This is a genomic window from Halopenitus salinus (assembly GCF_055397165.1).
The window spans coordinates 1,107,567-1,132,260 of record NZ_AP043853.1 but is presented as its reverse complement, the minus strand read 5'-3'; the positions used below and the strand labels follow the sequence as shown (position 1 = coordinate 1,132,260).

At 67.1% G+C, this 24,694-nt stretch carries 27 protein-coding genes; 6 read left to right on the top strand and 21 right to left on the bottom strand.

The window, feature by feature from the left end; translation table 11 throughout:
- Positions 1–494 precede the first annotated feature (494 nt).
- A complete protein-coding gene (gene csg / locus ACZ5YD_RS07455; RefSeq protein ID WP_379739048.1) occupies positions 495–3,002 on the top strand; it encodes an HVO_2072 family ArtA-dependent S-layer glycoprotein in 2,508 nt (835 codons plus the stop codon).
- Between the two features lie 539 nt (positions 3,003–3,541).
- Here the strand turns inward: csg and ACZ5YD_RS07450 are convergent.
- The 4 genes from ACZ5YD_RS07450 to ACZ5YD_RS07435 all read right to left on the bottom strand — a co-directional run bounded on the left by ACZ5YD_RS07450 (position 3,542) and on the right by ACZ5YD_RS07435 (position 5,985).
- Positions 3,542–4,348: a helix-turn-helix transcriptional regulator gene (locus ACZ5YD_RS07450; RefSeq protein ID WP_379739045.1), complete on the bottom strand. Its 807-nt coding sequence runs from the start codon at positions 4,346–4,348 to the stop codon at positions 3,542–3,544.
- Between the two features lie 141 nt (positions 4,349–4,489).
- Positions 4,490–4,780: a type II toxin-antitoxin system RelE family toxin gene (locus ACZ5YD_RS07445; RefSeq protein WP_379739042.1), complete on the bottom strand. Its 291-nt coding sequence runs from the start codon at positions 4,778–4,780 to the stop codon at positions 4,490–4,492.
- Positions 4,767–5,063 (bottom strand): ribbon-helix-helix domain-containing protein, encoded by a 297-nt coding sequence (locus ACZ5YD_RS07440; RefSeq protein WP_379739039.1) that lies wholly within the window; start codon positions 5,061–5,063, stop codon positions 4,767–4,769. The genes ACZ5YD_RS07445 and ACZ5YD_RS07440 overlap by 14 nt, the downstream gene beginning before the upstream one ends.
- An 85-nt stretch (positions 5,064–5,148) precedes the next feature.
- Entirely contained in the window at positions 5,149–5,985 is an 837-nt protein-coding gene (locus ACZ5YD_RS07435; RefSeq protein ID WP_379739036.1) for a type IV toxin-antitoxin system AbiEi family antitoxin domain-containing protein, read from the bottom strand.
- A gap of 219 nt (positions 5,986–6,204) precedes the next feature.
- Between ACZ5YD_RS07435 and ACZ5YD_RS07430 the strand changes: the two genes are divergently transcribed.
- On the top strand, positions 6,205–6,348 hold the full coding sequence (locus tag ACZ5YD_RS07430; protein WP_379739034.1) for a hypothetical protein: 144 nt from the start codon (positions 6,205–6,207) through the stop codon (positions 6,346–6,348).
- 5 nt (positions 6,349–6,353) lie between these two features.
- Complete coding sequence (locus ACZ5YD_RS07425; protein ID WP_379739031.1) at positions 6,354–6,803, top strand: HVO_A0114 family putative DNA-binding protein; 450 nt, start codon at positions 6,354–6,356, stop codon at positions 6,801–6,803.
- 103 nt (positions 6,804–6,906) lie between these two features.
- Here ACZ5YD_RS07425 and ACZ5YD_RS07420 read toward each other — a convergent pair whose 3' ends face one another.
- From ACZ5YD_RS07420 to ACZ5YD_RS07380, 9 genes are all read right to left on the bottom strand, one after another.
- Entirely contained in the window at positions 6,907–7,479 is a 573-nt protein-coding gene (locus tag ACZ5YD_RS07420; protein ID WP_379739029.1) for a DUF7261 family protein, read from the bottom strand.
- Positions 7,467–7,907: a DUF7262 family protein gene (locus tag ACZ5YD_RS07415; protein ID WP_379739026.1), complete on the bottom strand. Its 441-nt coding sequence runs from the start codon at positions 7,905–7,907 to the stop codon at positions 7,467–7,469. The genes ACZ5YD_RS07420 and ACZ5YD_RS07415 overlap by 13 nt, the downstream gene beginning before the upstream one ends.
- Position 7,908: 1 nt before the next feature.
- On the bottom strand, positions 7,909–8,742 hold the full coding sequence (locus tag ACZ5YD_RS07410) for a DUF7263 family protein (protein WP_379739023.1): 834 nt from the start codon (positions 8,740–8,742) through the stop codon (positions 7,909–7,911).
- Positions 8,739–9,242 (bottom strand): DUF7266 family protein, encoded by a 504-nt coding sequence (locus tag ACZ5YD_RS07405; protein ID WP_379739020.1) that lies wholly within the window; start codon positions 9,240–9,242, stop codon positions 8,739–8,741. Before ACZ5YD_RS07405 ends, ACZ5YD_RS07410 begins: the two co-directional genes overlap by 4 nt.
- Entirely contained in the window at positions 9,235–10,119 is an 885-nt protein-coding gene (locus ACZ5YD_RS07400) for a DUF7289 family protein (RefSeq protein ID WP_379739018.1), read from the bottom strand. The genes ACZ5YD_RS07405 and ACZ5YD_RS07400 overlap by 8 nt, the downstream gene beginning before the upstream one ends.
- Positions 10,116–12,179 carry a type II secretion system F family protein gene (locus ACZ5YD_RS07395; RefSeq protein ID WP_379739015.1) on the bottom strand — a complete coding sequence of 688 codons (2,064 nt, stop codon included), beginning with the start codon at positions 12,177–12,179 and terminating at the stop codon, positions 10,116–10,118. The genes ACZ5YD_RS07400 and ACZ5YD_RS07395 overlap by 4 nt, the downstream gene beginning before the upstream one ends.
- Positions 12,176–14,485 carry a type II/IV secretion system ATPase subunit gene (locus ACZ5YD_RS07390; RefSeq protein ID WP_379739012.1) on the bottom strand — a complete coding sequence of 770 codons (2,310 nt, stop codon included), beginning with the start codon at positions 14,483–14,485 and terminating at the stop codon, positions 12,176–12,178. Before ACZ5YD_RS07390 ends, ACZ5YD_RS07395 begins: the two co-directional genes overlap by 4 nt.
- A gap of 121 nt (positions 14,486–14,606) precedes the next feature.
- A complete protein-coding gene (locus ACZ5YD_RS07385; protein WP_379739009.1) occupies positions 14,607–15,566 on the bottom strand; it encodes a DUF7260 family protein in 960 nt (319 codons plus the stop codon).
- Positions 15,567–15,672: 106 nt separating this feature from the next.
- On the bottom strand, positions 15,673–16,302 hold the full coding sequence (locus tag ACZ5YD_RS07380; protein ID WP_379739006.1) for a DUF4013 domain-containing protein: 630 nt from the start codon (positions 16,300–16,302) through the stop codon (positions 15,673–15,675).
- Between the two features lie 141 nt (positions 16,303–16,443).
- Here ACZ5YD_RS07380 and ACZ5YD_RS07375 point away from each other — a divergent pair, with 141 nt between their 5' ends.
- The 3 genes from ACZ5YD_RS07375 to ACZ5YD_RS07365 are packed head-to-tail and all read left to right on the top strand — an operon-like array spanning position 16,444 to position 19,071.
- Positions 16,444–16,869, top strand: a complete 426-nt coding sequence (locus ACZ5YD_RS07375) for a cobalamin B12-binding domain-containing protein (RefSeq protein WP_379739003.1) — start codon at positions 16,444–16,446, stop codon at positions 16,867–16,869.
- Positions 16,866–18,062, top strand: coding sequence for a methylmalonyl Co-A mutase-associated GTPase MeaB (meaB, locus tag ACZ5YD_RS07370; protein ID WP_379739000.1), 1,197 nt, complete (start codon positions 16,866–16,868; stop codon positions 18,060–18,062). The genes ACZ5YD_RS07375 and meaB overlap by 4 nt, the downstream gene beginning before the upstream one ends.
- A gap of 55 nt (positions 18,063–18,117) precedes the next feature.
- The gene (locus ACZ5YD_RS07365; protein WP_379738997.1) at positions 18,118–19,071 is read left to right on the top strand and encodes an alpha/beta fold hydrolase; all 954 of its coding nucleotides are present in this window, start codon (positions 18,118–18,120) and stop codon (positions 19,069–19,071) included.
- Between the two features lie 55 nt (positions 19,072–19,126).
- Here ACZ5YD_RS07365 and ACZ5YD_RS07360 read toward each other — a convergent pair whose 3' ends face one another.
- The 8 genes from ACZ5YD_RS07360 to mfnA all read right to left on the bottom strand — a co-directional run bounded on the left by ACZ5YD_RS07360 (position 19,127) and on the right by mfnA (position 24,665).
- A complete protein-coding gene (locus tag ACZ5YD_RS07360) occupies positions 19,127–19,606 on the bottom strand; it encodes a Zn-ribbon domain-containing OB-fold protein (protein WP_464384465.1) in 480 nt (159 codons plus the stop codon).
- Positions 19,603–20,769: a thiolase C-terminal domain-containing protein gene (locus tag ACZ5YD_RS07355; protein ID WP_379738994.1), complete on the bottom strand. Its 1,167-nt coding sequence runs from the start codon at positions 20,767–20,769 to the stop codon at positions 19,603–19,605. The genes ACZ5YD_RS07360 and ACZ5YD_RS07355 overlap by 4 nt, the downstream gene beginning before the upstream one ends.
- 186 nt (positions 20,770–20,955) lie before the next feature.
- On the bottom strand, positions 20,956–21,708 hold the full coding sequence (locus ACZ5YD_RS07350) for a proteasome assembly chaperone family protein (RefSeq protein WP_379738991.1): 753 nt from the start codon (positions 21,706–21,708) through the stop codon (positions 20,956–20,958).
- A gap of 122 nt (positions 21,709–21,830) precedes the next feature.
- The gene (locus ACZ5YD_RS07345) at positions 21,831–22,028 is read right to left on the bottom strand and encodes an RNA-protein complex protein Nop10 (RefSeq protein WP_379738988.1); all 198 of its coding nucleotides are present in this window, start codon (positions 22,026–22,028) and stop codon (positions 21,831–21,833) included.
- Positions 22,029–22,043: 15 nt separating this feature from the next.
- The gene (locus ACZ5YD_RS07340; RefSeq protein WP_379738985.1) at positions 22,044–22,844 is read right to left on the bottom strand and encodes a translation initiation factor IF-2 subunit alpha; all 801 of its coding nucleotides are present in this window, start codon (positions 22,842–22,844) and stop codon (positions 22,044–22,046) included.
- A gap of 17 nt (positions 22,845–22,861) precedes the next feature.
- A complete protein-coding gene (locus ACZ5YD_RS07335) occupies positions 22,862–23,035 on the bottom strand; it encodes a 30S ribosomal protein S27e (RefSeq protein ID WP_379738983.1) in 174 nt (57 codons plus the stop codon).
- A gap of 1 nt (position 23,036) precedes the next feature.
- Positions 23,037–23,318, bottom strand: coding sequence for a 50S ribosomal protein L44e (locus ACZ5YD_RS07330; protein ID WP_039400251.1), 282 nt, complete (start codon positions 23,316–23,318; stop codon positions 23,037–23,039).
- A 276-nt stretch (positions 23,319–23,594) separates the two neighbouring features.
- Entirely contained in the window at positions 23,595–24,665 is a 1,071-nt protein-coding gene (gene mfnA, locus ACZ5YD_RS07325; RefSeq protein ID WP_379738980.1) for a tyrosine decarboxylase MfnA, read from the bottom strand.
- Positions 24,666–24,694: the final 29 nt, after the last annotated feature.

The following is a 24,694-nucleotide window of genomic DNA, read 5'->3' as shown; positions in this document are numbered from 1 at the left end:
CACTCCGCCCAGTACCGACCTGCCCACCAACCTGTCCACACACCCATCCACCACGCTCGTCCGTCCACCCGAACCACCGATCGGATCGCCCGCCTGCTCGCCCGTCACCGACCATCATCCACCTGCTCGCCGGCGTCGATCGACGCTCACGCACACATCCATCACGCACACGCCCGGAGTCTGACGGTAGTCTGACACGCGTTGCGTTCGACGTTCGTCGGACGCCGTCGATCGACGTCCGTGGGCGGTCGAAACGCTCTCGATCCGAAACACGTCAAACCGCCCCGATTCGCCCGAGAAACCGGCGATTCGACGCGACGTCGATCCGGATTATGCGGCGGTTATCACCCCCTCAAACCGGCACCCGGCGTATGTGAACGTCTACCTAACAGATACACAAAGTACTTAATGGCGGTCGGTATAATTGGGCGTGTTGACCGTCCGGAAGACGAGCGGCGTCTCTCCGGAGGTCCATGCGAAGCAGAAACCTAACTATGACAAACGAAACAAACTATCGCTCAAAGGGGCGCGCGGTGTTCCTGGCGGTGATCATGGTTGTATCCATGATTGCGTCGGGTGCAGCGATCGCTGCCGCTGATGAGCGTGGTCAATACGCCAACTCTGATGCTCGAGATGATTGGAGCACCAGTGATGGCGAAGGTATTGTTGGTAACGGCGCAACTGTCTATCAGGGTGAAGATGGGATCGTCTTCAACGCGTCCACTGACGCGAACGATGAAGTTGATCCAACTAGCCTAGAACGAACGGCTGGCGCATCTGAGGGAGAGCCCCTGGAGATGCCGATCCCCGAAGATCAGCCAACTGGTTCTTATTCGAACCAGTCCACTCCCGGTTCTGATGCGTTTAATGTCTCCGTCGCGACCCCACGCGTAACCACTCTCGAAGTCCTGAATAACGGTGGTGCGGATGTCTCTGGAGGCATCCTCACTTCCGATCAGGACCAAGCGGCGGTTGACATTGAATACAACTACGAAGACGCAGAAGACATCGAACTGACCGTCGAAGATGAGGATGGTATCGATGTCACCAACGAGATCGTTGATGATTCCGGTGGTGCCACCCAAAACGGCGACGGTACGATATCCATTGACCCGTCCGCCGTCGACGAGGGAGAGTACACCTTCACCGTTGGAGGTGTCGACGACCTCGACTGGGGTGACGCGAGTGACTCGGTGACGGTTACGATCTCCTCAGATGAGACTGCTTCCCTGAGCCTCGAAAGTGACGAGGTCACCCAGGGTGAGAATCTGCAGTACACGGTCGAAAACAGTCCGGAAGGTAACTACCACGCAGTCGTGATCGAGAGTGGTGAGTTCCGTGACGGTATCTCCGGTGAAAACGCGTCGAACATCATGCGGAACGTCGGTGACACCGTAGAGACCGGTGTCTTTGCGGCTGGAGATACCAATGACACCGCAGATGGTGACATCTATAACGGCTCGCAACCCGACAATACCATTCTAGAGAATGGAAGCGACTACGATTACGCCTACGCGATCGTCGAGATCGATGGTGGCAATGGTGTTGGATCCGTCGAGACGCAGTTCCTCGATGATTCCTCGGTTGACATCGACCTGTATCAGGCGAACGGCACGGCAGCGACTCCGTACTTCGATGGTGGTCCGCTGACGCACGATGTGACCAACGATACCGTTGCCGAGACTGATGACGACCAGTCCTTCGACGTCAACGAGGGAGACGTCTCGCTTGACAGCCCGACCGGTGCCTACGTCGTCGGCTCTGAGGTCGACGTGAATGGTACCGCCGCAGAGGGAATCGATGATGTCGCGATCTACGTCCGCGACAACAACGACTTCGAACACGTCACGATCGATGGCGAGGACACGATTACCGTCGATGGTGACGACACCTTCGAGGAGGAGGACGTTGTCTTCTCCGACGGCAGCGATCTGCTTGAACTTCCGGGCACCTACCGCCTCGGAGTCATCGACGCTCAGGATGCCGACGCAAACGATGACGATTCGCTCGATGATACGCTGTCTACCTCCGACTTTAACAGCGGAGTCAGCAGTACGTCCTCGATCACGGTGACCGACACCGAGCTTGACGGGTCGTTCGTCACCTACAACGGTCAGATCGCCACGGACGATCAGGTGATCGACGTTGAGGGTACGGCACCCGGCAAGGACGAACTCGTCGTAGCCTTCGTTGACTCACGTGGTAACGCGGCAGCTTACGACATCTCTGTCGATAGCGACGGGACCTTCGACGAGGAGGAACTTAGCCTAAGTGACCTCCGTCAGGGAAGTACGTCCGCTCACATCATCTCGTCCGGTCGAGATGGTACATTCGGTGACGATGTAGCTGATTCAGCTAGCGGCTTCGTTGACGAGATTCAGACCTACGATAGTGGTTCCAGCACGGGCGATCAGGTCCGTGACCGGATCCTCGCCAACTCCGTTGACGACACGGCGAGCGACGACCTGATCGTCACTGAGACCTTCCGCTACGCGGACGGTCTCACGACGATCGAGTCCGCCACCGACCCGGCCGAAACCGGTGGCACGCTTGAGATCGAGGGTCAGACCAACCGTCGGCCCGACGACAACACGATCACCGTCGAACTCCTCGACGAGAACGACGACTCCGTGACCATCGAGAGCACGGACGAGTGGGAGACTGACGGTCAGTGGTCCGTCGAGATCGACCTCTCCGAGAACGATGTCGAGCCCGGTGACTACACGGTCGAGTCCGACGACGGCGACAACACCGATCGCATAGACATCGAGGTTGTCGACGAGATCGAGACCGAGGAACCGACCGAAGAGCCGACTGAGGAGCCCACGGAGGAGGCCACCGAGGAACCGACCGAGGAACCCACGGAGGAGCCCACCGAGGAACCGACCGAGGAGCCGACCGACACCGAGACGACTGAGGAAGAGACGCCCGGCTTCGGTGCCGTCGTCGCCCTCGTCGCCCTCGTCGCGGCCGCACTCCTCGCAGTCCGGCGTCGTCCCTAACTCGGACGACTAACCACTGACTCGAGAGAGTCAGCCCCGATTTCCACCTTCTTTATCGCGCCACCCCGACCAGCGACGGCGCTCGCGTTCGATCGTCGCCGACGCTGACTCGTGATCATTAACGTCGAGTCGTGAGCGTGGTCAAATCGCGATCGTGGTCACACCCTGATCGTCGTCGAACCCCGATCGCCACTCGTACCCGACCGAACGTAACCGAAATCGATCCCTCCGAGAAGTCTACCGCTCCGGCGATCGACGTGACGTGATCCCACCAACACGACGCAGTCTCACGGATTTCGCCAACGACGAGACAGCGTCGTCGACGCCGCCACACGAACTGTTACAACCTCTGTAACCACTTACGACATCGAACACAGGCTACCGCGGATACATATAGGACCCGTCGGCGCCATCGGTCAAACACGGGTCGCCACGACGACTCGTGTACCCCGCGACGACGGCCCTCCAGGCCGGTTCCCGTTCGCACCTCACCTCTTTCGGCGCGGTCTCCGCTCGCCAGCAGCGACGTCGCCGTACGCTTACTCCTCGACCGCGGCCTCGATCGGCTCCGACTCGTTCCAGACGCGCTCGAACCACTCGCTCGCCCACTCGGCGACCGCCGGCTCGTCCTCGCAGACCAGCATCGCCCGCAGCGCGTTCGCGTCGTCGTAGGCGACCACGCAGGTCGTCCCCTCGAAGGCCAACAGGCCGGCCGACAGCCGATCGGGGTGGACCGCCACCGTGACGTCCTCGCGCTGTAGCGCCCGCTCGAGGTCGGACGGGAACTCCTCGGCGGAGGTCTCGAGCACCCGCTCGTCGATCAGCAACTCGATCGACGTTCCGGTCTCGAGCAGGTCCATCGCCGCCTCGTTGAACGTCCGCGTGACGATGGGCGAGATGCTCCGGACGTGGCCACCCTCGGCGTCCGCGAAGCGGTCGAGGAGCGCCTCGACCGGCGCGAGCGGGTCGCTGGAGGTGGCGACGGTCAACTCGCCCGAGGCGAACGCCTCCGGCGGCGGCCCCCCAGGCAGCGACGTGAGGTGGCTCGCCAGCGGGGCGAACTCCCGGGCGCGCTCGGCCGCCCCAAGCAGCTCCTCGTAGGCGTCGACCACCTGCTCGCCGGTCGGGGTCAACCGATAGGTCGCGTTGCGCTCACAGACCCAACACCGCTCGCGAAAGCCCGCGAGCACGCGCTGGACCGTGGTCCGCGTCGAGTCCACCCGGCGGGTGATCTCCGCCGGGCGAAGCGGCTCCTCGCGCAGCGTCCGCAGGATGGCGATCCGGCCCGGCGATCCGGCGAGGTAGCGCACGTCGCCGTGTACCTCCTCCGGCGTCGAGGTGGGCATCGATGTGGTCCCATTGCGGTAGCGCCCCCAAATACGTGTCGTCCGACTCGGAACGTGACCGGGACGTGGTCGGGACGTGGCCGGGAGGCGATCGACGATCGAGAGGGTCGTTGGCGGGGGTTTTGGTGCTCGGCAGGCCGATCAGTCGTCTCCCGGTTTGTAGGCACCTGACCGCTTCTCGATGGTGTGGACCCACAGAATCCGATCGGCGTGGACCGCCTTGCAGCCCAGACGAAACGCACCGATTCGGAGCTTCGAATGCGGGGCGCCGGTGAGCGGTTCCAGATAGTCGCTTGGCTCTCGCCACTGATCCGTGACGATCTCGTCCAGCTTTGAGACGATGCGCTCCTGATCGTGCGGCTGAAGCTTACCGTATTCCCGTTCTGCTGGATCGGTGAACTTCCAGTCCCAGTTCTCGTCACTCGTTCCCATCCGTGTCCTCGTTCAGGCGCGCTCGGATCTCCTCGCTGCTATAGGTCTGCCCCTCGCCGGTCGCCAGCTGGTGCTCACTGGCGGCGATGTCCTTCCAGCCCTTTCGCGAGAATGTCGGGTGTTTCACGGCGTCGCGAAGGGCCCAGCGGATGAACTCGCTTCGAGACGGGAAGTCCTCGGCACGCCAGGTCGCATCGAGGTCGTCGAGGAACGCCTGCGGCACCTTCACCGTGATCGTGGTCATGTCGGGGTCGTCAGTGGCCCCAGCGTCGGCGTCGGACATACGTCGGTATTACCCTCGTGTTACTATAAGCATTGCCGATTTACGCCGTCTCGCCGTGCCAACGTCCGTACTCGTGTATCCGTGATCATGATTCTTCACGCGCTCCTGCCACGCTCCGGATCGTGTTCGCCTCGACGTTCACGAGTAGCCGGTACTCGCTCGAGTGGGTCCCCTCGTCGCCCCGGGTCGGATCGAGCTTCGAGTAGCCCGTCGTGAACGCCTCCACCAGCCTCTCGCGTCCCGGAAGTTCGACGTCGAGGACGTCGGCGAGGTAGACGACGCGTTTGATCGCCGCACCGTTTCCAAGCCGCAGCAACTGCGTTGCCAGCGCCTCGTCGTCCCGGACGGGCGCGTTGGCGAGGCCCTTCGCCAACTCGAGGATTCCGCCGCAGTGTTCCGGATGGTCCGCACAGTCGGCCAGGGTCTTTTCCACGGTGGCGACGTTCACGGTGTGGGCGTCGATGGCGGTCGGCTCGAACCCGAAGAACTTGGCCTCGGTCACCGTCACGAAGGTATACGTCACCCCGTGGATCTCCCGATCCGGAACCTGCTCCGTCGTCGCGGCGAAGACGGTGGTCGGAACCTGCTCCGTCAGCCCGTGATGGTTGAGCGCGCTCCAGTAGGAGATGTACGTCGGGTCGGCGAGATGGGACGCGATCACGAACTCGTGTTCGGTGTACTCGCCACGTTCGCCCGCGGCCAACGGCACGATGAGGTAGGTTCCGCTGGCCAACCGGTCCAGCCATTTCTTGTGCACCAGATCGTTCGTGATCTGCTTCGCCTCGTCGTACGAGACGTCGATCGCGTCCTGCACGTCCTCGATCGTGATGATCGCCCGGTTTCGTCCCGCCAATCGCGTCAGGGCGAGGCTCTCGCGCTTCGACAACCCCTGTTTTATACTTTTTATTGAATTCGTATCCATATTCGGCACTAAATCAATACAAAGTATACTCGTGTGACGGATAAAAGGATACCGCCGCTGGCGGGAGCGACGGAAAATGGGCCGGTGTGAGGAGATGGAGTGAGTTCTTCGAAGTCTGACGGTCGTATTGGTCTTTTCACCAATAGCCCTATGGTACTGGTTTGTGTACCAATGGATGAGGGTGGTCCCAATGATCGACGATGATCCCACTGTTCAGCGATGGTCCCACTATTCGAGAATGATCTCGATGGCGTGATCGAGGGGAGGAAGTACCCCGACGGGATCGTCGTCCGCGTGTTCCGTCTGCGGTCGGACCGGGACGCCTACCCGCCCAGGTGGACCGACGAGACCCACTCACGGTGATACCCATGAACGACACCACGCCGCCGCTACACCCGATGGAGCGCGAACGGCTTCGGGACGAATCGACCCTCGTCGTGACCGTGAAGTCGTCCGATCAGTTCCACGACGACGTCACTGACGGGATCGAGGCGCTCAAACGCGATGGCGCGGTTGATTCCCCGCCGACGCTCTCGTTCACCAGCTACGACGACCTCATGGGGACGCTGACGCCGCGCGTCCTCGATCTCATCGAAGCCGTCCGACGGGAGGAGCCATCCAGCATCAACGAGACCGCACGGGTCGTCGATCGGGACGTGAAGAACGTCCACGAGGAACTCACCCGGCTCGCCCAGCTGGGCATCGTCCTCTTCGAGGAGGAGGGACAGCGGAAGCGGCCGATCGTCTGGTTCGACGAGCTCGTCATCACCCTCCCGTTCGACCCGGAGGCCGGCGACGCGGCCGCTGCTGCGCCGTGAGATCGGCGGTGGAAGGCCGAACCCGCTTCCTCAGAAAACGTTCGGCCTCATTCCACGACTTGCCGGTCCTCACTCCACACTCGCCCGACCCTCACTCGGACCCTCACCCCGGCATCTCGACCACGATCAGCGACTCGCGCGTGGCGTCCTCGCTCACGATCCGCACCTCGATGGCGACCGCGGCGACCGTCGCGGTCCCCGCACGCTCCTGAATGACGACGCCGTCGTCGGCCACGCACGCCCCGAACGCGCGATTCCGGCCGGTCGGGCACGCCTCACGCGCCCACGCCGACGCGTCCGCGGGCGCGACCCGAAGGGTCACGATCACGCCCTCGTCGAGGGCAGCCGCCTCCAGCCCGTCGAGGTCCTCACGGAGCGCCGAACGGTAGATCGTGACCGCCTCGCCGCGATTCTCCCACTCGTGGTCGCCCGCGACGGCCGCGAGATTCGCGAGGGCAGCCCGCTCGATCGCGTCGTGAACCGCCCGCTCCGAGGCGGCCCCTGACGCGGCGTGGACGCCGGGGGATCCGCCGGACTCAACCCCGGGCTCGCTCTCGAGGTCGCCCACGTAGCCGAGCTGGAGGTAGGTGATCGCGAGCGGCACGAGCGCGAACGCGATCACCGCCGCCGCGAGCAACACGAGCTGGCCGCGGTCCTCGCCGCTCACCCGTGCCACACCTCCACGCGAACCGTCCCGTGTCTGGTGAGGACCGTCGCCCGGCCAACGGTCGCCCCGCGCGGCGGCGCGATCCCGAACGACCCGTGCGGCGTCCGAACCCGGTATCGGAGGTGGTCGGGAACCAGCGTCTCCGCCCGCCTCGCGAGCCCCTCGCGTTCCTCCGTGAACGTCTCCGGAGTGGCGATCGCCGCACCGATGGTCGGGACCGCTCCCCCGTCTCCCTCCCCATCGGCATCCGGGTCCCCGCGCTCGTTCGCGAGCAGCGCTCCGACGTCCGCGGCGTGGGCGTCGAGCTGTGGCGTCCGCGTGTCGGCTATCCCGGTCGCGATCCCGAACGTCATTGCGACTCCCAACACGAGGAGGACGCCGATCGTCGCCTCGACTGCCGACAGCGACAGTTGCCCCCGATCGATCTGTCGGGACACGTCACTCCCTCGCACCCACGGTCACCTCCACGATCGCGGCCGAGCGCGACTCCGTGGCGATCGCCACCTCGAGGACGCCGAGCCCCTCGAACGCGAGCGTGCTCCGGGCGCGACGGGGCAGATCCACGCTCGCGACGCCGGCGAGCCCGTCCGGATTGTGAAGGACCACCCGCGCGTTCGCGCGGACCGTGGTGACGTTTCCGGAGACGACGCGAACGGTCGCGTCCGTCGCGTTCGACGGAGTCGTCATCGACGTTCCGTTCTCGGGGACGTGTACGCGTTCGCTCGCCGCCGACCGCTCCGCGAGCGACGCGACCCGCCGGACCGTGGTCCCGCCGCGGACGTCGCCGCGTTCGACGAGCGTCCGCATCTCGCGGTTGCCGGCGTCCTCGTTGCCCGCATCCTCGTCCGTTCGAACCCGAAGCCGGATCCGGACCGCCCGATCGCGCGTCTCCGGGACCGCCTCCGTGACGGCATCGACGGTCAGCGACTCCGCCCGCTCCGGATCGAGGACGTTTCGCCGGCGCGTCGTCGGTCCGTCCGCGGCCACGAGCCGGTCCGCGATCGAGACCGCGACGCTTCGCTCGACGACGTCGCGTTCGGCCGCCTCTCGCGCGTCCGTCGCCGCCGCGAGGGCGATCCCCGTCGCCGAGACGAGAAGCACGAGCGCGACGACCACCACCGGCAGGTTCGCCTGCGCCCGCTTGCGGTCGGACTCCGAATTTCCGGCGTCGTCGTTTCGGATCTGTCTCCTCGCGTCGTCGTTTCGCTTCCACTTCGTCGCGTCGTCGATCCCCTCCCGCTTCATCGCATCGTCGGCTCCATTCCGTTTCATCTCGTCACCAGCTCCAGCGTCACCTCACCGTCCGACAGCCGCGCGCGCACGAGGAGCGTTCCGCCGCTTCGCCACTCCCCTTCTACCTCCGTCACCCGCGGCGGCAACGCCGGCACCAGGCGTCCCCCGACGGAAGGATGGGGGTGTTCGAGCCGGATCGCGTCCGTCACCGCCCGGATCCGGTATGGCCGTCCGCGGATCGTCCCCGGCAGGTCGACGCGCGTCTCCCCGGTCGAACGCCGGACGGTGGTCCGGCCCGTTCCCGACGCCGGCACGGACGCCTCGATCGCGTTCGACGCCGCGGCGAGGGTTCGGTCCTCGATCTCGACGGCGGTCGCGGTGCGGTACTCCGGGACGACGCCGCCGTAGAGGACCGCCGAAAGCGCCGCGACGAACAACACGACGATGGCGATCTCGAACAGCTTGCCCGTCACCGGCGTGACCGCCCGGTCGGTTCCGGTGCATCTGCCGTCCCGACGTTTCGGAACCTCGTTACCCACGCCGCACCTCCAGGTCGACCTCCCGAACGAGCAGGTGTCCCGCACGCTCGCCCTCGATCGTCGCCACGACGCTCGGGTGGGTGTCCCCCGGGAACGTCGTCGATTCGACGGTCCCCTCGACGCCCGCCGTCTCGATCAGTCGCTCGAACGCCCGTTCGAGCGCCGCCGGCGCGGGCGTCTCGATCGCCACGCGGAACGTATCGCCCTCGAGTTCCCGGCGCTCGTGTCGAACCGTCGTCTCGAGCACCAGCCCGCCGCCCGCTCTCGACCCAGCTCCGGAGACCGATTCCGCTCCGGCTCCGGAGACTGCGACGTGTTCCGTTCCCCTGATCACGGGCAGCGTGAAGGCGACGATCTCCTCGGAGACGAGCAGCGAGGGATCGCGCGTGACCCGTGCTGTCCGGCCGTCGCCGCGGACCACCGTGCCGGCGACGGTCTCGACGCGTCGCGTTCCCGACTCGGAGACGTACCGGATCCCGTTCGCCTCCCGTCTCGTCCAGCCGCCGTCCGTCCCGATCCGAACCGATCGCTCGACGGTCTCGACGCGCCCGGACGAAACCGGGAGTCGCGTTCGGTGGTGGCCCGGGGACGCGGTGTCCTCGATCGCCGTGGTCAGCGCCGTCTCGACCCCGTCGGCCTCGATCGTCCGCGCGTGGTCCTCGACGACGACGCCCATGCCGGCCGTGATGACGCCCATGCTCGCAACGGTGACCCCGATGAGGAGTGCGACTCCGATGACCGTCGAGACGCCGCGCTGGGCGGCGGCGTCTCGACCTCCTGTCGGGCCACGCTGGGCGGCGGCGTCTCGACCTCCTGTCGGGCCGCGTTGGGCGGCGGCGTCTCGATCCTCCGGCCCGTCCCGTCCGTCGAGAGTCACAACAACCCCATCCCGGCGAAGATCAGATAACACACGCCGACGAGCGAGCCGGAGTGCAAGAGCGCCTCGTAGTACCCGCGCGAGGCGGCGCCGGCGAACCAGCCGGAGGCGAGCATGGTCGCCTGCATCACGACGTAGAACCGATAGCGCTCGCGCGCCGGCCGGATCGACCCCGGATCGAGCGCCAGGCTGCCGGCCCCGGAGACCGCCGACAGTTGGGCGAACCCGTCGATGACGTAGACGTTGACCGCGACCACGATCCCGATCACCAACAGCGCGGCCGTCCACCCGACCGCGACGTAGACGAGCATCGCCGACCGGAGCGCGCGCTTTTGGTGATAGAGCCGTCCGATCTCCGTCTGGAGCGTCTCGAAGACGGTCTCCGTGTCGCTGCCGGCCTCGAGTGCTCCCGTGACCAGCCCGACCGTCTGTGCGGCAAGCGGCGTGCCGACCGTCTCCACGAACCGGTTCAACGCGGCCGTCCGGAGCGTCTCGTCTTCGTTCACGCCGCCGGACCCGTTCACACCTGCGCTCGCACCTCCGATTCCGATTCCGACTTCACTGCCCCCGCCGTCTCCGGTCCCGTCTCCGATCTCGGGTCCCGGACTTCCGCCCCCGGTCGTCAACGAGAGGTTGAACGCCAGGTCCGCGACGTCGGCGTTCAACGCGCCGAGATCGACCTCACGGGCCACCAGCGCGACGGCCTCCGGAAACGGACGGCCGAGCGAGACGTGGCCCGAGACCGCGTGGACGAAGTCCTTGATCTCGCGGTCCTTCGCGTCGTCGAGGCGGGCCCGACGAACCGAGACGACGCCGACCGGCAGCGCGAACGCGAGGTAGCCGAAGAGCGCCACGTTCACGGGATCGACGCCGCCGAGGGCGAACCCGGCGGCGAGCAGCACGGACGGGATCACGAGCACGGCCGCGGCCGAGGCGGGGTTGGTCGGCGCCGATCGGAGGGTCGCGATCGCCCTGCTCGGCCGATCGTAGCTCGCCCGTTGGTCGCGCGGGCGGAGCCGGTCGACCGCCGACGCCGATGCGAGCCCGACGACGAGGATGAACGCCCCGCTCCCGTAGGTCAAGAGCGCGCGCGTCGAGACCGCCCCGAGCGGCGTTTCGATCGGCTTCGCGAGCCCCGGCGCGATAACGCCGATGATGCTCAAGATGATCACGAGGAGGGCGGGCAACACGAGCAGCACGATGAACAGCTCCGAGAGCAGTTCTAAGAACCCCTCCGCGCGCTTTCTGGCGCGGTCCTCACGCAGCCCGAGCATTCGGCCCTCCATCCGGAGGTAGTTCGCGAGCGCGTCCTCCCCCTGGTTCGCGTGCTCGCGGAACTTCAACAGAAACGGCCCGAGAAGATCCTTCGAGGGGGTATCGCGCGCCGCGCGGCCGAGCGCCCGATCGAGGCTCCCCGTCAGTCGTGCGCCGTTGAGCGCCCCGCGAAACGCCGTCGCCGTCTCCCCGTAGGCCCCGTTGACCGCCGTCTTCTGCAACATGCCGCGTGCGTCGTCGCTTCCCGACGAGAGCGCGTGGAGGTACCGAACCGCGCCCGGAAGCGTTCGTTCGATGTCGTCCCGGCGGGCGGCCGCCAGCCACCGCAGGTAGCTTCCCCCGAGTCCGACGATCCCCCGTTTGGCCACACCCCCGACCAGCACCCCGGCGGCGATCGCGAGCCATGCCCGTGGAACCGACACGAGGCCGATCGTCTCCGTGGGGAGCCCGACCGCGAGCGTCTCGTTCACCCGGCGCACGAACGCCGACGAGAGCCCCGCGGTCACGAGGACGGCCGGCGCCGCGGCCAGCATCCCCCCGATCCACGAGAGCGCGTAGACGCGCGCGAGGTACACCTCGAAGCTCGCGTCGATACGGGTCCCCCGGTAGCGGTGTCTGTCCCCCGCGTGGCGTTCCGCGTCGGCGTGGCGGGCGAACAGCGCGTACAGCCCGCGATCGACGGCCGAGAGACGATCCCCGACGCTATCGTGCGATCGATCGGAACCTTCCGATCGCCCGGTCGCGCGTCGCTCGGATCTACGGCTCGTTCCCTCCAACCCCCTCATTCCTCGGCCCCGGTGGTTCGTGCGGCCCGCTCGACGGTCGCGGCCTCGTCGGTTCGGAGGTCCGAGAGGAACTCGAAGATCCCCTCGAAGTCGTCCAGTCCCTCCCCGGCGAGATACTTCACGTAGCGGTGTTTTCGGTGGAACTCCGCCTCGACCGCCTCGAGTTCACGATCGGTGCGTTCGGCCAGGCGGTGGAGGACGTAGAACCCGAGATCGCCGGCGCTTGTACCCCCGCGGTCGACCTCGCCTACTGCCGCGGTCGCCTCCGCGTTCCCGTCTCCACTCGCGAGCGCCGGGTGATCGTACTCGATGCGGAACTCGCCGTTGGTGTCCCGCCAGGCGACCGTGTTCCAGTGGATCCGCGCGTCGCCTTTGTGGATCGTTCCGCCGCCGCCGCGTCGATCGATCCCGTCCACGCCGCGCGTGGCGGCGGGGTCGAGCGCCTCGAACTCCGCCTCCGAGAGGATCTCGACCACGTGGGCGACGTACCGCTCGCCGGCGACCTTGTGGGGGAAGACGACGAGGTCCAGCTCCCGGAGCAGGTAGGCGGGCAGGCCGCGCTCGATGACGCGGTTGACGAGCGTCTCGACGTCCTCCGCGTGGGTCGTTCCCAACACTCCGTGGCCCGTGTTCAACACCTCCGCGAACGTCTCGAAGGAGGCCGGCGTGTTGATCTCCGCTATCACCTCGACGTCGGGATTGAGGTAGTTCGTCTCGGTCATCAACTCCGCCATCGTCACCCGCTTGTACTCGCTTTCGTGCTCGCGGGTCGTCAACGAGACCCCGGTCTCGTGGGGGAGGTCGACCTCCTTCGATCCCTCGTCGATCGAGATCGGCCGGTCGTCGAACGGGATGAAGGGCATGTGGGCGTTCATGAGCGTCGTCTTGCCGACGCCGGTCGGCCCCGAGAACAACACCACTCCGTGGGACTCGTACAACAGCCAAAGCAGGGTCACGAGCTCGCTCGAGATCGACCCGTACTCGAGGAGGTCGACCGGCGTCAGCGTCTCGGCCGACTGTTTGCGGATCGAGACGTGCGGGCCGCCCTCGGAGATGACCGGAAGCGCCACCGCACACCGGATCGTCTCCTCGACTCCCTCGACGTCGAGGTTGACCTTCGCCGAGGGACGCGAGGCGTTCAGCTCCCTCCCGTCGCTCGCGGCCAGCTGGGTGACCACGTTGACGAACGCCCGCTCGCTCTCGAAGGCCAGGTTCGTCGGAACGCGGTCGCCGGCGCCGTCGGTACCCTCGAAGACGGTCGTTCGCGGGACCACCTTGATGCGCTCGCCGACCCGGTTCGCCTCGATGTCCTCCAGGTTCGGATCCCGGATCGGAACGGTCAGGATACCCTCGCCGACGTAATCGCGAAGCACGTAGTAAACGAGGTCGTCGAGCCGGTCGCGGGCGTACCGCGAGTCGACCGGCGGGACCGCGAGCCCGTACCCTGCGAGCGCCGACCGGACTCGATACCGCGTCGCCTCCAGCCAGGCGCGCGTGTTTCGTGCCAACAGGCGCCGCGAGAGGAACTGCCGCGCCCGATCGGCGACGAACGCCTCGCGGTCCTCGAGGACGCGATCGACGTTCGTCTCCCAGATGCGCGCCTTACACGCCTCGATGAGTGCCTCGTCGCCGGGCAGCAGGTCGGGCTCCAACACCGCGTACTTGATCTCGAAGCGGTCCGAACCCAACAGCCGCTCGCGGTAGACGACCACGTCCACCGAAAACCCCGCGAACGGGACGGCATAGCGCCGGAGTCGCTCGCCGGCCACGCGCTCGACGTAGTCGGCATCGACGCCGATGCCGGTCTCGACCGGCGCGAACGACGCCGTGTGAACGACGAGTTCCGACGAGTCCCCCACGTCGCCCACCTCGATACGGTCGTCGACGGCGAGGGGCGTAAGCTCCCCGAGAAGTCGGAGTTCGCGCAACGCGTGGTGGTCGATCCGGCGACGGGCAGCCCGTGACGTCTCGAGGAGCCGGTCGAGCGCGCGTTCGTACTTCGGCTCGAACCCCCGATCCGCACGCTCGATCACTCCCTCGCGTGTGAGCGGTCGTCGGTGACGGATGGCCGAGAAATGTTCGCGAACCGTCCGAAGCGCCGCCTCGTCCTCCGGCGAAAGCGGCGGCGAACGGCTCCCGTAGACGAACCGCCCGTCGACCTCGCGGATCGTTGCCACCACGCCCGCGATCGGCTCGTACTGCGCCCGCACGTCGGGTGTATACCACGCGTCGGGGTGATCCGGTGCGACCGGCGTTGGAACTGTTGGGCCGGGGAGTGGTGTCCCGTCCCGTTCTTCGACACTCACGTTGACCTCTGGATGCCGTGGGTTCAGCCGGTTCGATATATAATCCTTCGTTTCACGCGATCACGTATAGAATAATTGACGTTGGCGCACCGATCGTCGCCGATCGCTCGCGTTGAATCCGCTACCCGGTCGACGCCAGCCGCTCGAGGACGCGTCGTCTGTCCGTCCGTATTCGATCGGTGAGTTCCGCGATCGCGGACAACACCGGATGTGCGGTCTCCTCGAGGGTTCCGTAGAGGTACTCGTGGAACGAGGGTTGCTCGTCGTCGGGGACGTACGGCGGGTCACGAAGCGTCTCCTGTCTGTCCGCGGCGAGGGTCCCGCAGGCCTCCTCGAGATCGCCGAGCGTCCCCCAGACGTCCTGACACGCCTCGAAGGTCGGCTTCGCGTTGCCGTCCTCGAGATGCGAGCGGAGGTTCCGTCTGGTTCGGTCGATCCGCTCGAGGCGCGCCTCGACGTCGTCGATCTCCGAGAGTTCCGCGTCCACGGCGGAGAGCAGCTCCTCGCGTGCCATCTGAGCGCCTCGACTCCGGGAGACGATCGTCGCATGAAGCGGCGCGGAGACCCGCTCTTCGGCCAAAAGCGCCGTGGTGACGTCGGGGCCGAGTTCCTCGGAGAGGCTCTCCGCGAGCGTATCGTCGTACTCCTCCGTGTAGTGCGGGACCGACATGACGGTCTCGCGGTACTGTGAACACACCCGATCCCGGAGGTCGTCCGGCGGCCGGGGGGGACCCGTCCCGTGGCGGGCGAGGGGGATCGCCCCCCCGCTCGCGGCGGCGTTCCCCCCCGTGGAGAACTCGTCGGCCTCGTGGGGCGTCAGCCCCTGGGTCCGATCGATGAACTCCTCGAGGGCGTCCCGCTCGTCGACGATCCGCCGTCGTTCCTCTCTGAGCTGTGTTCGCGCCTCCGAGATGTAGACGAAGGTCACGAGGGCCGCCACCGCGAGCAGGACCGTCCCCGTCGCGATCGCCGGATCGGAGAGGGCGCTCGACACCTCACAGGACGCCGTCGAACACTCGACGGCGGTCGGGTCCCGCGCCCCCACCCGGAAGGTCACGGAGCCGACCGTTTCTGTTGCCATGATACGTGTACACACACTCTCGGACCACAAAGCTTTTCTGCCGTTTCGGTCGCGGATCGCGACGGTTCGTTCTCACACCCCGATCGATCTCCCGACCTCAGCCGCCTCACAGGACGGCCGATCCTCCGACCGCGTTGCGATACCCGATCCCGTAGACGTGCAACGCGGCGACGTACACCGTCGCCGCGATCACGGGACCGGCGATCCAACCGAGGATCGGTACGAGCGAGACGATCGCCGCGACGATCCCGCCGATGACCATGATGCCGAGCGCGAGCAGCCACGCCATCGCGTATTCCACGGACGTGAGGACCCTCGCGAGCGTTCCCACGTCGAATCCCGCAGCCAGCGTTCCGACCGCGGCGTGGTTCGCGAGCGACGCCGGCAGCAGGTAATAAAACGTCGCGGTGACCACGAAGACGAGCAAACCCGCGAGCGCGACGGAGACGTCCCGAAGGAGGAAAAACGAGATCGCCGCGACGACGATCGGTACGAGCATGTACGCCACAGCAACCGCGACCAGTTTCAGCCCGTCGACGAACAGATCGCCCCAGTCGCTCCACTCGGGGAGTTCCGATCCGCCCTCCGCCGTCGTCTCCAGGATCCGAACGTAGTAGCCAGCCACGAGGAAGATCGGGACGATCAACCACGAAAACAGCGACAGTCCCGCGAGAATCCCGATCTTGATGGGCCAGTCGTCCCCGCTCGTCGGATAGCTGATGGCGTCGTGTATCACGTGTGTCGTCCCCCTCTCGGGACGTGATCTCTCCCCCACCCCATTTAAACCCATGCGTCGATCCTTCGGGATCCGTCGCCGACCCGTCGATCGACGGGCGGTTTCGTTAGAGTCAAACCGGCCACTCGTAAAGTGTCACCCATGCACACTCGCGAGGAGCGGACCATCCGCTGTCTCGTCGCCAAGGTCGGCCTCGACGGCCACGACCGGGGTGCCCACGTCATCGCGCGGGCGTTCCGGGACGCGGGCTTCGAGGTCATCTACTCCGGGCTCCACCGCGCGCCCGAGGAGATCGTCCAGGCCGCAGTCCAGGAGGACGTCGACGTCCTCGGCATCTCCATTCTCTCCGGCGCCCACGACACGCTCATCCCGAAGGTGCTCGAGGGGCTCGAGGAGTACGGGGCCCTGGAGGACACCCTCGTCCTCGTCGGCGGGATCGTCCCCGAGGACGACGAGCGCCACCTCAAGGAGCTCGGCGTGGCCGAGGTGTTCGGCCCGGGGACGCCGATGGAGGAGACGATCGCGTTCGTCCGCGAGCACGTCCCGGATCGCGAGCCCGACCGATGACCGACCGTTCCGACGCTGACTCGGGGCCGGATCGGGACGCGGAGGTCGCATCCGATTCCGACCGTTCCGACGAGGACTCGCCCTCGAGGGAGCTGGTCGAATCCCTCCTCGCCGGCGACCAGCGCGCGCTCGCACGCGTCATCACGAGGATCGAGAATCGAACCGCCGGCTACCGGTCGATCGTCTCGATGCTCCACCGGCACGCCGGCGACGCGGCGGTGATCGGGATCACGGGATCGCCGGGAGCCGGCAAGTCGACGCTCGTCGACCGTCTGGCGCGGGCCTATCGCGACCGCGGGCTCACCGTCGGCGTGATCGCCGTCGATCCCTCCTCGCCGTACTCCGGCGGGGCGGTCCTCGGCGACCGGATCCGGATGGCCTCGAACGTCGGCGACATGGACGTGTTCTTCCGCTCGATGAGCGCCCGCGGCCAGCTCGGCGGGCTCTCGGCCGCCACGACCGACGCGATCACGGCCCTCGACGCCTTCGGCAAGGACGTGGTCCTGATCGAGACCGTCGGCGCCGGGCAAAACGAGGTCGACGTCGTCCGCACCGCCGACACGGTCGCCGTGCTCGTCCAGCCCGGCTCCGGCGACGACGTCCAGCTGCTGAAGGCCGGCATCCTCGAGATCGGCGACGTCTTCGTCGTCAACAAGGCCGACATGGACGGTGCCACCCGAACCGTCGCCGAACTGGAGGAGATGCTCCACCGACGTGAGGGGACGGGCGCGGGCGTTCCGACCGGACATCACGGCGCGGTCGCGAGCGCGGCCGAACACGGGGGCTCCGCCGACTCGAACGGCGAGGGTCCGGACACCGGCGCTGCGGACGAAAGCGGTGATCGCTCCGCGGAGTGGAGCCCGGAGATCGTCGAGACGATCGCCACCGACGGAACCGGGATCGACGACCTCCTCGAGGTGCTGTCGGCCCACCGCGAGCACCTGGAGACGTCGGGCGGACTCTCCGCCGCCGCACGCCGTCGGTACGCCGCGGAGATCCGGACCCTCCTGCGGAACGATCTCGGCGAACTCGTCGAGACGGAGATCGAACGACGGGGCGGGATCGACGAGCTCGCGCGCCGCGTCCGCGACCGCGAGACCGATCCCTACACCCTCACCGAGGAGATCCTCGCGCCCATTCGCGATGCGGTTCGCGACAGCGACTCCGATCGAGATCCTGACCGCCACGCGTGAGGTCGCCATTGCCGGGACGCGCCAGCCATAAGCCCGAGGGGACCGACGTACCGACATGAACCGAAAGCGGCTGGCGAGCGCGGTCGCGGTGGGGATCGGGGCGGCGGTCGCGGGCAACCGAGCGCTTCGTGGGGACCTCGACTCGTTGGAGCCGCCGCTCTCCGGCGATCCGGGGACCGTCTCCTGGCGCGGGATGGACGTCGCGACCGTCGAGGCGGGCGACCCCGAGGACCCGACGGTCGTGTTAGTCCACGGCGTCAACGCCGCCGGATCCGCGGGCGAGTGGCGGGCGATCTTCGAGGACCTCGCCGAGGACCACCACGTCGTCGCCCCGGACCTTCCCGGATTCGGCCGATCGGATCGTCCGCCGCTTCGATATTCCGCGACCCTCTATCGGGAGTTCCTCCGCGAGTTCCTCGCGTCGTTCGATCGTCCGCACGTCGTCGCCTCCTCGCTGTCGGCGGCCTACGTCGCCACGGTCGCCGACCACCCGGACGTGTCGCTCCGGACGGCCACCCTCGTCGTTCCCACCGCGGTCGCCGGCCCCGATCCGCCGAAGACGTGGCTTCGCGAGCTCCTTCGGAGTCCCGTCCTCGGCGAGGGCCTGTTCAACCTGATCGCCTCGAAGCCGTCGATCCGGTACTTCAACGCCGATCACGGCTACTACGACCCCGACGCGGCCACCCCCGAGTGGATCGATTACGAGTGGCGTACCGCCCACGTCGAGGGCACGCGATACGCGCCGGCCTCGTTCGTTTCGGGACACCTCAACGCCGACGTCGACCTCGCCGCGGAAGTCGCGGCCATCGACGCGCCCGTCACGCTGGTGTGGGGGCGCGAGACCGAGATCACGCCCCTCTCGGAGGGGCGCTCGCTCGCCGAATCGACCGATAGCGCCCTCGTCGTCCTCGATCGGGCCAAGCTGCTTCCTCACGTCGAACACCCGGACGTGTTTCTCGATGTGGTCCGGGACGCCTTCGAGGGGCGGCCCGGCGAATCGGATATCTGAGCCTTCTCGACCCCCGAAGCGGGCTTTCGATCCGGAGACCGGCCCTCCGGGATCTTCAGGGCATCTCGACCGGCCGAAGGGCGACCGCTCGACCTCCGTCCTCGCGCGTTTCGACGCCCGCCTCGACCTCGAGGCCGATCGGGATCGCCTCGTCCGCCGCCTCGACGCCGCGGAGCAGCCCCGTGAGTCGGATCGGGCCGAACGCGGCGATAGCCGTGACGTACGGCACGTCGGCGGCGAACTCGGGCGCACCGACGTGGACCACGGTGAACGTCTTCACCGTCCCCGTCGGGGGGAGCCGTTCCTTCGACAGATCGCTCGAGCCGCAGTCCGGACAGACGACACGCGGGGGCAACGCGGCGTGGCCGTTCGGACATCGCATCGCGTATCCCTCGCCGTCCGCGAGCGCGTCGAGCCACTCGTCGTGGCTCGTGTTCGCGATCCGTGACTCGATCGGCGCGTCGCCCTCGCCTCGGTCGACGGAACCCGCGTCGTCCTCGCTTCGATCGAGGTCGTCCCCACCGTCGTCGCTCACGCGACCACCTCCAGGACGTGCACCACGGCGCTCGCGACGCTGCCGCCGGCGTTGTGTGCGACTCCGACGTCGGCGTCGGGGACGTGTTCCGCGTTCGGGTGATCCCCCCGAAGCAGCCGGGTCACCTCCACGATCTGCGAGCCGCCGGTCGCGCCCACCGGGTGACCCTTCGCCTTCAGCCCGCCGGAGAGGTTGACCGGCAGGTCGCCGTCGGCCGTCGTGAGCCCCTCGCGTGCCGCGGCGATCCCCTCCCCGTTCGGAGCGAAGCCGAGCGACTCGATCGCGAGCACCTCCGCGATCGTGAAACAGTCGTGCACCTCCGCGACGTCGACGTCCTCCGGACCGATTCCGGCCTCCCCATAGGCTGACTCCGCGGCACGGGTCGCGGCCGGCGTCCGCGCCAGGAACTCGCGGTCCGCGAGCACCATCCGATCCGTTCCCTGGCCCGACCCGGTCACGGCGACCGGCGCGTCGACGTCCTCCGAGTCCGCGTAGCGCTCCGAGACGAACACCACGGCGCTGGCGCCGTCGGTGATCGGACAGGCGTCGAACAGGTGTAAGGGGGACGCCACCGTCGGGGACTCGAGCGCGCGATCGACGCTCACCCGATTGCGGTACTGTGCGTACTCGTTCGGGACCGCATTCTCGTGGTTCTTGCTCGCGATGTGTGCGAGATCGCGGCGCGTTCCGCCGTAGGTCTCGAAGTACGACCGCGCCATGAGCGCGTAGGCGCCGGGGAAGGTCATCCCCGCCTTCACCTCGAGGAGGTCGTCCGCCGCCGTCGCCAGCCCCGCGGTCACGGCGTCCGTCTCGAGGTGACTCATCCGCTCCATGCCGCCGGCGATCGCGACGTCGACGTCGCCGGCCCGGACTGCTCGGACTGCCTCGCGAACCGCCACTCCCGCGGACGCACACGCCTCCTCGTAGCGCGTCGCCGGACACGAGACCCCGGCGGCCTCGGCCATCAGGGGGGCCTGGTGGCCCTGGTTCTCCGCGATCGATCCCATGTAGTTGCCGTAGTTGAGCGTCTCGACGTCCGATCGCGGGACGCCCGCGTCCTCCATCGCCTCCGCGGCCGCCCGCGCGAACAGCTCGCGCCCGGTCCGCTCCGGATGGCTCCCGAACCGGGTGAGCCCGACGCCGGCGATGCGTGCGCTTCCCATAATGAGGGATTCGCCCCGCGCGGTATAGGCCTGCCGGCCCCGCTGGCGATCGGCCGACTCGTTCGGGTCGCCGATCGATCGAACCGTCCGGATCGGTGATCACCCGTCCCGTCCCGATCGGCGCTCGCTCGAGCCGTCCGATTCGACTCCGATCGCTTCGTTTCTCCGCCGATGTACCGCAGCTCCTCAGCCGATGTATCGAAGCTCGTCGTCGCCCATCGAGGGGCCCTCCTGCATCTCCTGGATCTTCCCCGTGACCTCCTCCATCTCCTCGGCGCGCTCCTCGAGCGATTCGAAGTCGACCTCGAAGCCGAGGTGCTCCTCGAGTACCTCGAGCACCGCGCGGGCGCTTTTGGGGTCCACCAGATATCCGCTCGTCTCGCCCATCAGGCAGGCGGCCGACAGTCCGCGACGCCCTCCGAGGCCGAGAACCAGTCCGGAGACACCGACGATCCCGCCGGCCGGCTCGTCGGACCGGAACTCGACGCCGACCGCCTCGAGTTCCTCGCGCATCCCGCCGTCGCTCACCGCGGCGAGCACCGAGTACTCCTCGACGAGTTCGCCGGTCGGCACGCCGCCCAGCGCGAACGCCCGCTCGACGCCGAACGACTCCGCGACGTCGAGGAAGGCGTCCGTGAGCCGGTAGTGTCCGGCGTTCGTCGCCGCCTGGTGGTCGCCGGTCAACACGAGCAGGTCGACGCCGTTCGTCCGGACCGCGTGGAACTCGGCGCATGTCAGCTCCGAGACGCCCTCGTCGTCGACGGTCACCTGCGGGGGGAACTCCGTGGCGTACACCCGGCGAACCAGCGTGCTCTCACACTCCTCGAGGAGGTGTTCGGCGGCCAGCTTCCCGACGTGTCCGACCCCCGGGAGCCCCTCGATCAAAACCGGGTCCTCGAGCTCCGGAGTCTCGACCTCGTCGATCTCGATGTCGTCCATGGCGTACACTCCGGTTCGCGGGGCATAAGTGCGTGCTCATTCGTCCGGAATTCTCCCCTCCGAGTCGTCTCCCCGTTCCGTTGGGAGCCTCGATCGTCAGGCTCGTCTGCCCGTCCACGAACTCACTCGTCCGGAACGGGACCGTCCCGCTCGCCGCGAGCGCGTCGACGATACTCCCCGTATCGATCCTCGGGAGAAAACGGCGGCGGGGCGCTGTTCTCGGTTTCGGCACCACAGTTCGGACACCGATCGCCGAAGGTGTATACCGGGCGATCGTGGGCCTCCCGCCAGGAGCCACAGACGCGGATCGGGGATTTCACGGGCGTCCGACCCCGTTACTCGTCGTCCTCGTGACGGTCGCGGTGGAAATTGCCGGTTCCGCCGACCGACTCGATCGAGGTCCGTGCTCGCTTTGCGGCCGCCTCGAGTTCGTCCTCCGCGGTCTTGTAGTCGGGCGCTCGTACCCGGATGCGGTACTCGGGCGAGCCGACGTAGGAGACCTCGAGTTCGACCTCCTCGGGCACCTCGCCGTTCCCCTCCGCGGCCTCCAGGGCGGCCTTCAGGTGGTCGATCCCGTCGGGTTCGGCACACTCGAGGTCGACGTAGCCGGTGACGTCGACGTAGGGAACGGAGACGTTCTCGCGTGCCGTCTCCACGATGCGCTCTGCCACGTCGTCGTCGAGGTCGATCGCGTCCAGCGCCTCGGAACCGTGGATCGCCGCGCTCTCGAAGGCGTCGTACAGCGACTCGTGCTCCGAAAGCAGCGCGTTCGCGACCGTCCCGTAGCGGTCGTCGGAGACGTCCTCGCCGAGCGCCAGCAGCATCCAGTTGTCGGCCTTCTGCTCGTTTTTCCACTCCTGGATCTTCTCCTTGCGCTGGTGCTCGTTGACGTCCTTGATCGAGAGATCGATCTGCTGGGACGACTCGTCCACCTCGAGCACCTTCGCGACGACCGTCTGTCCCTCGCGGACGTGATCGCGAACGTTCTTGATCCAGCCGGACGCGACCTCGCTTATGTGACAGAGGCCGCGTTTGTCCTCGTACTCATCGAGGTCGACGAAGACGCCGAAGTCGGCGATCTCGTCGATCTCGCCGACCACGAGCTCGCCGGGTTCGGGCCATCCGCTGTACTTCATGAGTCGTGGTGAGGCGGTTACCGTGCCTCGACGGTCTCTACGATCTCGCCTTCGATGTCGGCCTTGCCGCCGGTCGGCGTCGCGAGCGTCGTGCCGCAGACGGCACAGGCGACGCTCGTGGACGCCTTCTCGAAGACGGTCTGTTCGTTCTCACAGTCGCCGCATGCGACGCGGATGAAGTCTCCCGCCATGTTACTCCTGGAAGGTGAGACGGCCGGCGCGCCATCCCTCTCGCATGTGGGCCTTTCCGCAGTCGGAACACCGGTACTTCAGATGCGTCTTCTTCGTCGGCTTGTCGCCACCGGGAACCTTCGAGTACCCGCCGGCGTTGCCGATCGTCGCCAGCGCGCGTCGCTGCTGGCGTGCGTCGCGTTTCAGACCCGTCTGTCGTCCCGATCGGACCTTCTCGACCTCGTGTTCCTGGTGGGAATCGCAATGCGGACAGTACGTGTTAAAGCGGCGTGGCATCTCCATGGTATCTACCTTACAGTCCGCTTGGATGTGGTTTCTTAAAACCTGTTTGGTCTCGCGTCGTCACGGCCACCGTCGATCGACGGACGGTGTCCCCGATTCAGGCGGACGTTCATTACCGGTCGAGAGCCAGACGCCCCGTGAGTTGACTGACGCCTTCGACGGTCGAGGCGGGTGTGCGACGAGCCGTCGAAGGAACCGAACCGTGTCGCCTGGTCGCCATCGGATCCATCCCGACGATCCCGGACCCGTCCGTCCCGCCTCCGTCCGCTCCCTAGCCTAGATCCGATCGAGGTCCCGAAGGAACGCCTCGAGCTGTTCGCGGGTGACGTGTGGCATGCAGACGACCCGGACCTCGCCGCGTGCGGTCCGCGAGATCTTCCAGCCGGCCGCACGAAGCTCCTCGATGGTCGACTCCGGGATCGACGATGCGACGAGCGGCAGCGTCGGCGCGACGACTTCGTACCCCCGGCTCGCCAGCTCGCTCGCCAGCCAGTCGGCGTTCCGCTGACACCGTCTCGCGGTCTCGCGATAGCCGTCGGGCCACAGCTCCTCCATGACGGCGACGGCGCTCGCGACGCCCGCACCGCTTCGCGTTCCCGTCAGCGTCGCCTGCGAGTACGTCTCGAGGTACGGCGTCTCGACTGCCAGGGCGTCGAGCGTCGTCGAGTCCCGGGCGATCAGTCCCCCGGCGGGAACCACGGCGCGCCCGAACTTGTGGGGATCCACGGTCAACGTGTCGATCGGAGCATCCGCGAAGCTCCAGTCGTGTTCGGTGAAGGGGAGAACGAACCCGCCCCACGCGGCATCGACGTGCATCCGAGCTCCGGCGTCGTCGGCGATCGCCGATAGCTCCGGTATCGGGTCCACGCGTCCGTACTCCGTCGATCCCGCCACCCCGACCACGAGCGCCGTGTCCGCGTCGACGGCGGCCGAGACGGCGTCGGTATCCGCCCGCAGATTCGAATCGAGCGGGACCGTCCGAAGCTCCACGTCCAGCAGCTCCGCCGCCTTGGTGAACGAGAAGTGTGCGCTCTCGGGAGCGACCACGTTCGGATCGTCCGAGTCGGAGCGGTTCCTGGCCGCTCTGACCGCCTGTACGTTCGCCTCCGTGCCGCCCGAGGTGATGTAGCCGTCCGCCGTCCTCGGATCGGGATGGTCGACGATCCCGGCCAGCAGGTCGATCGCCCGCGTCTCGAGTTCGGCGATCTCCTCGTAGGTCGCGGGATCGCCGGGGTTCGACGCGAGAAACCGCTCCGCGGCCTCGCGAGCCGCCGGATGGGGCTCCGTACACATCGACGAGAGGATGCGATCGAACGATTCGGCGTCGACGACGGGTGATCGGTGCATGGATCGGTTCGTGTCCGGACTATCGCGGC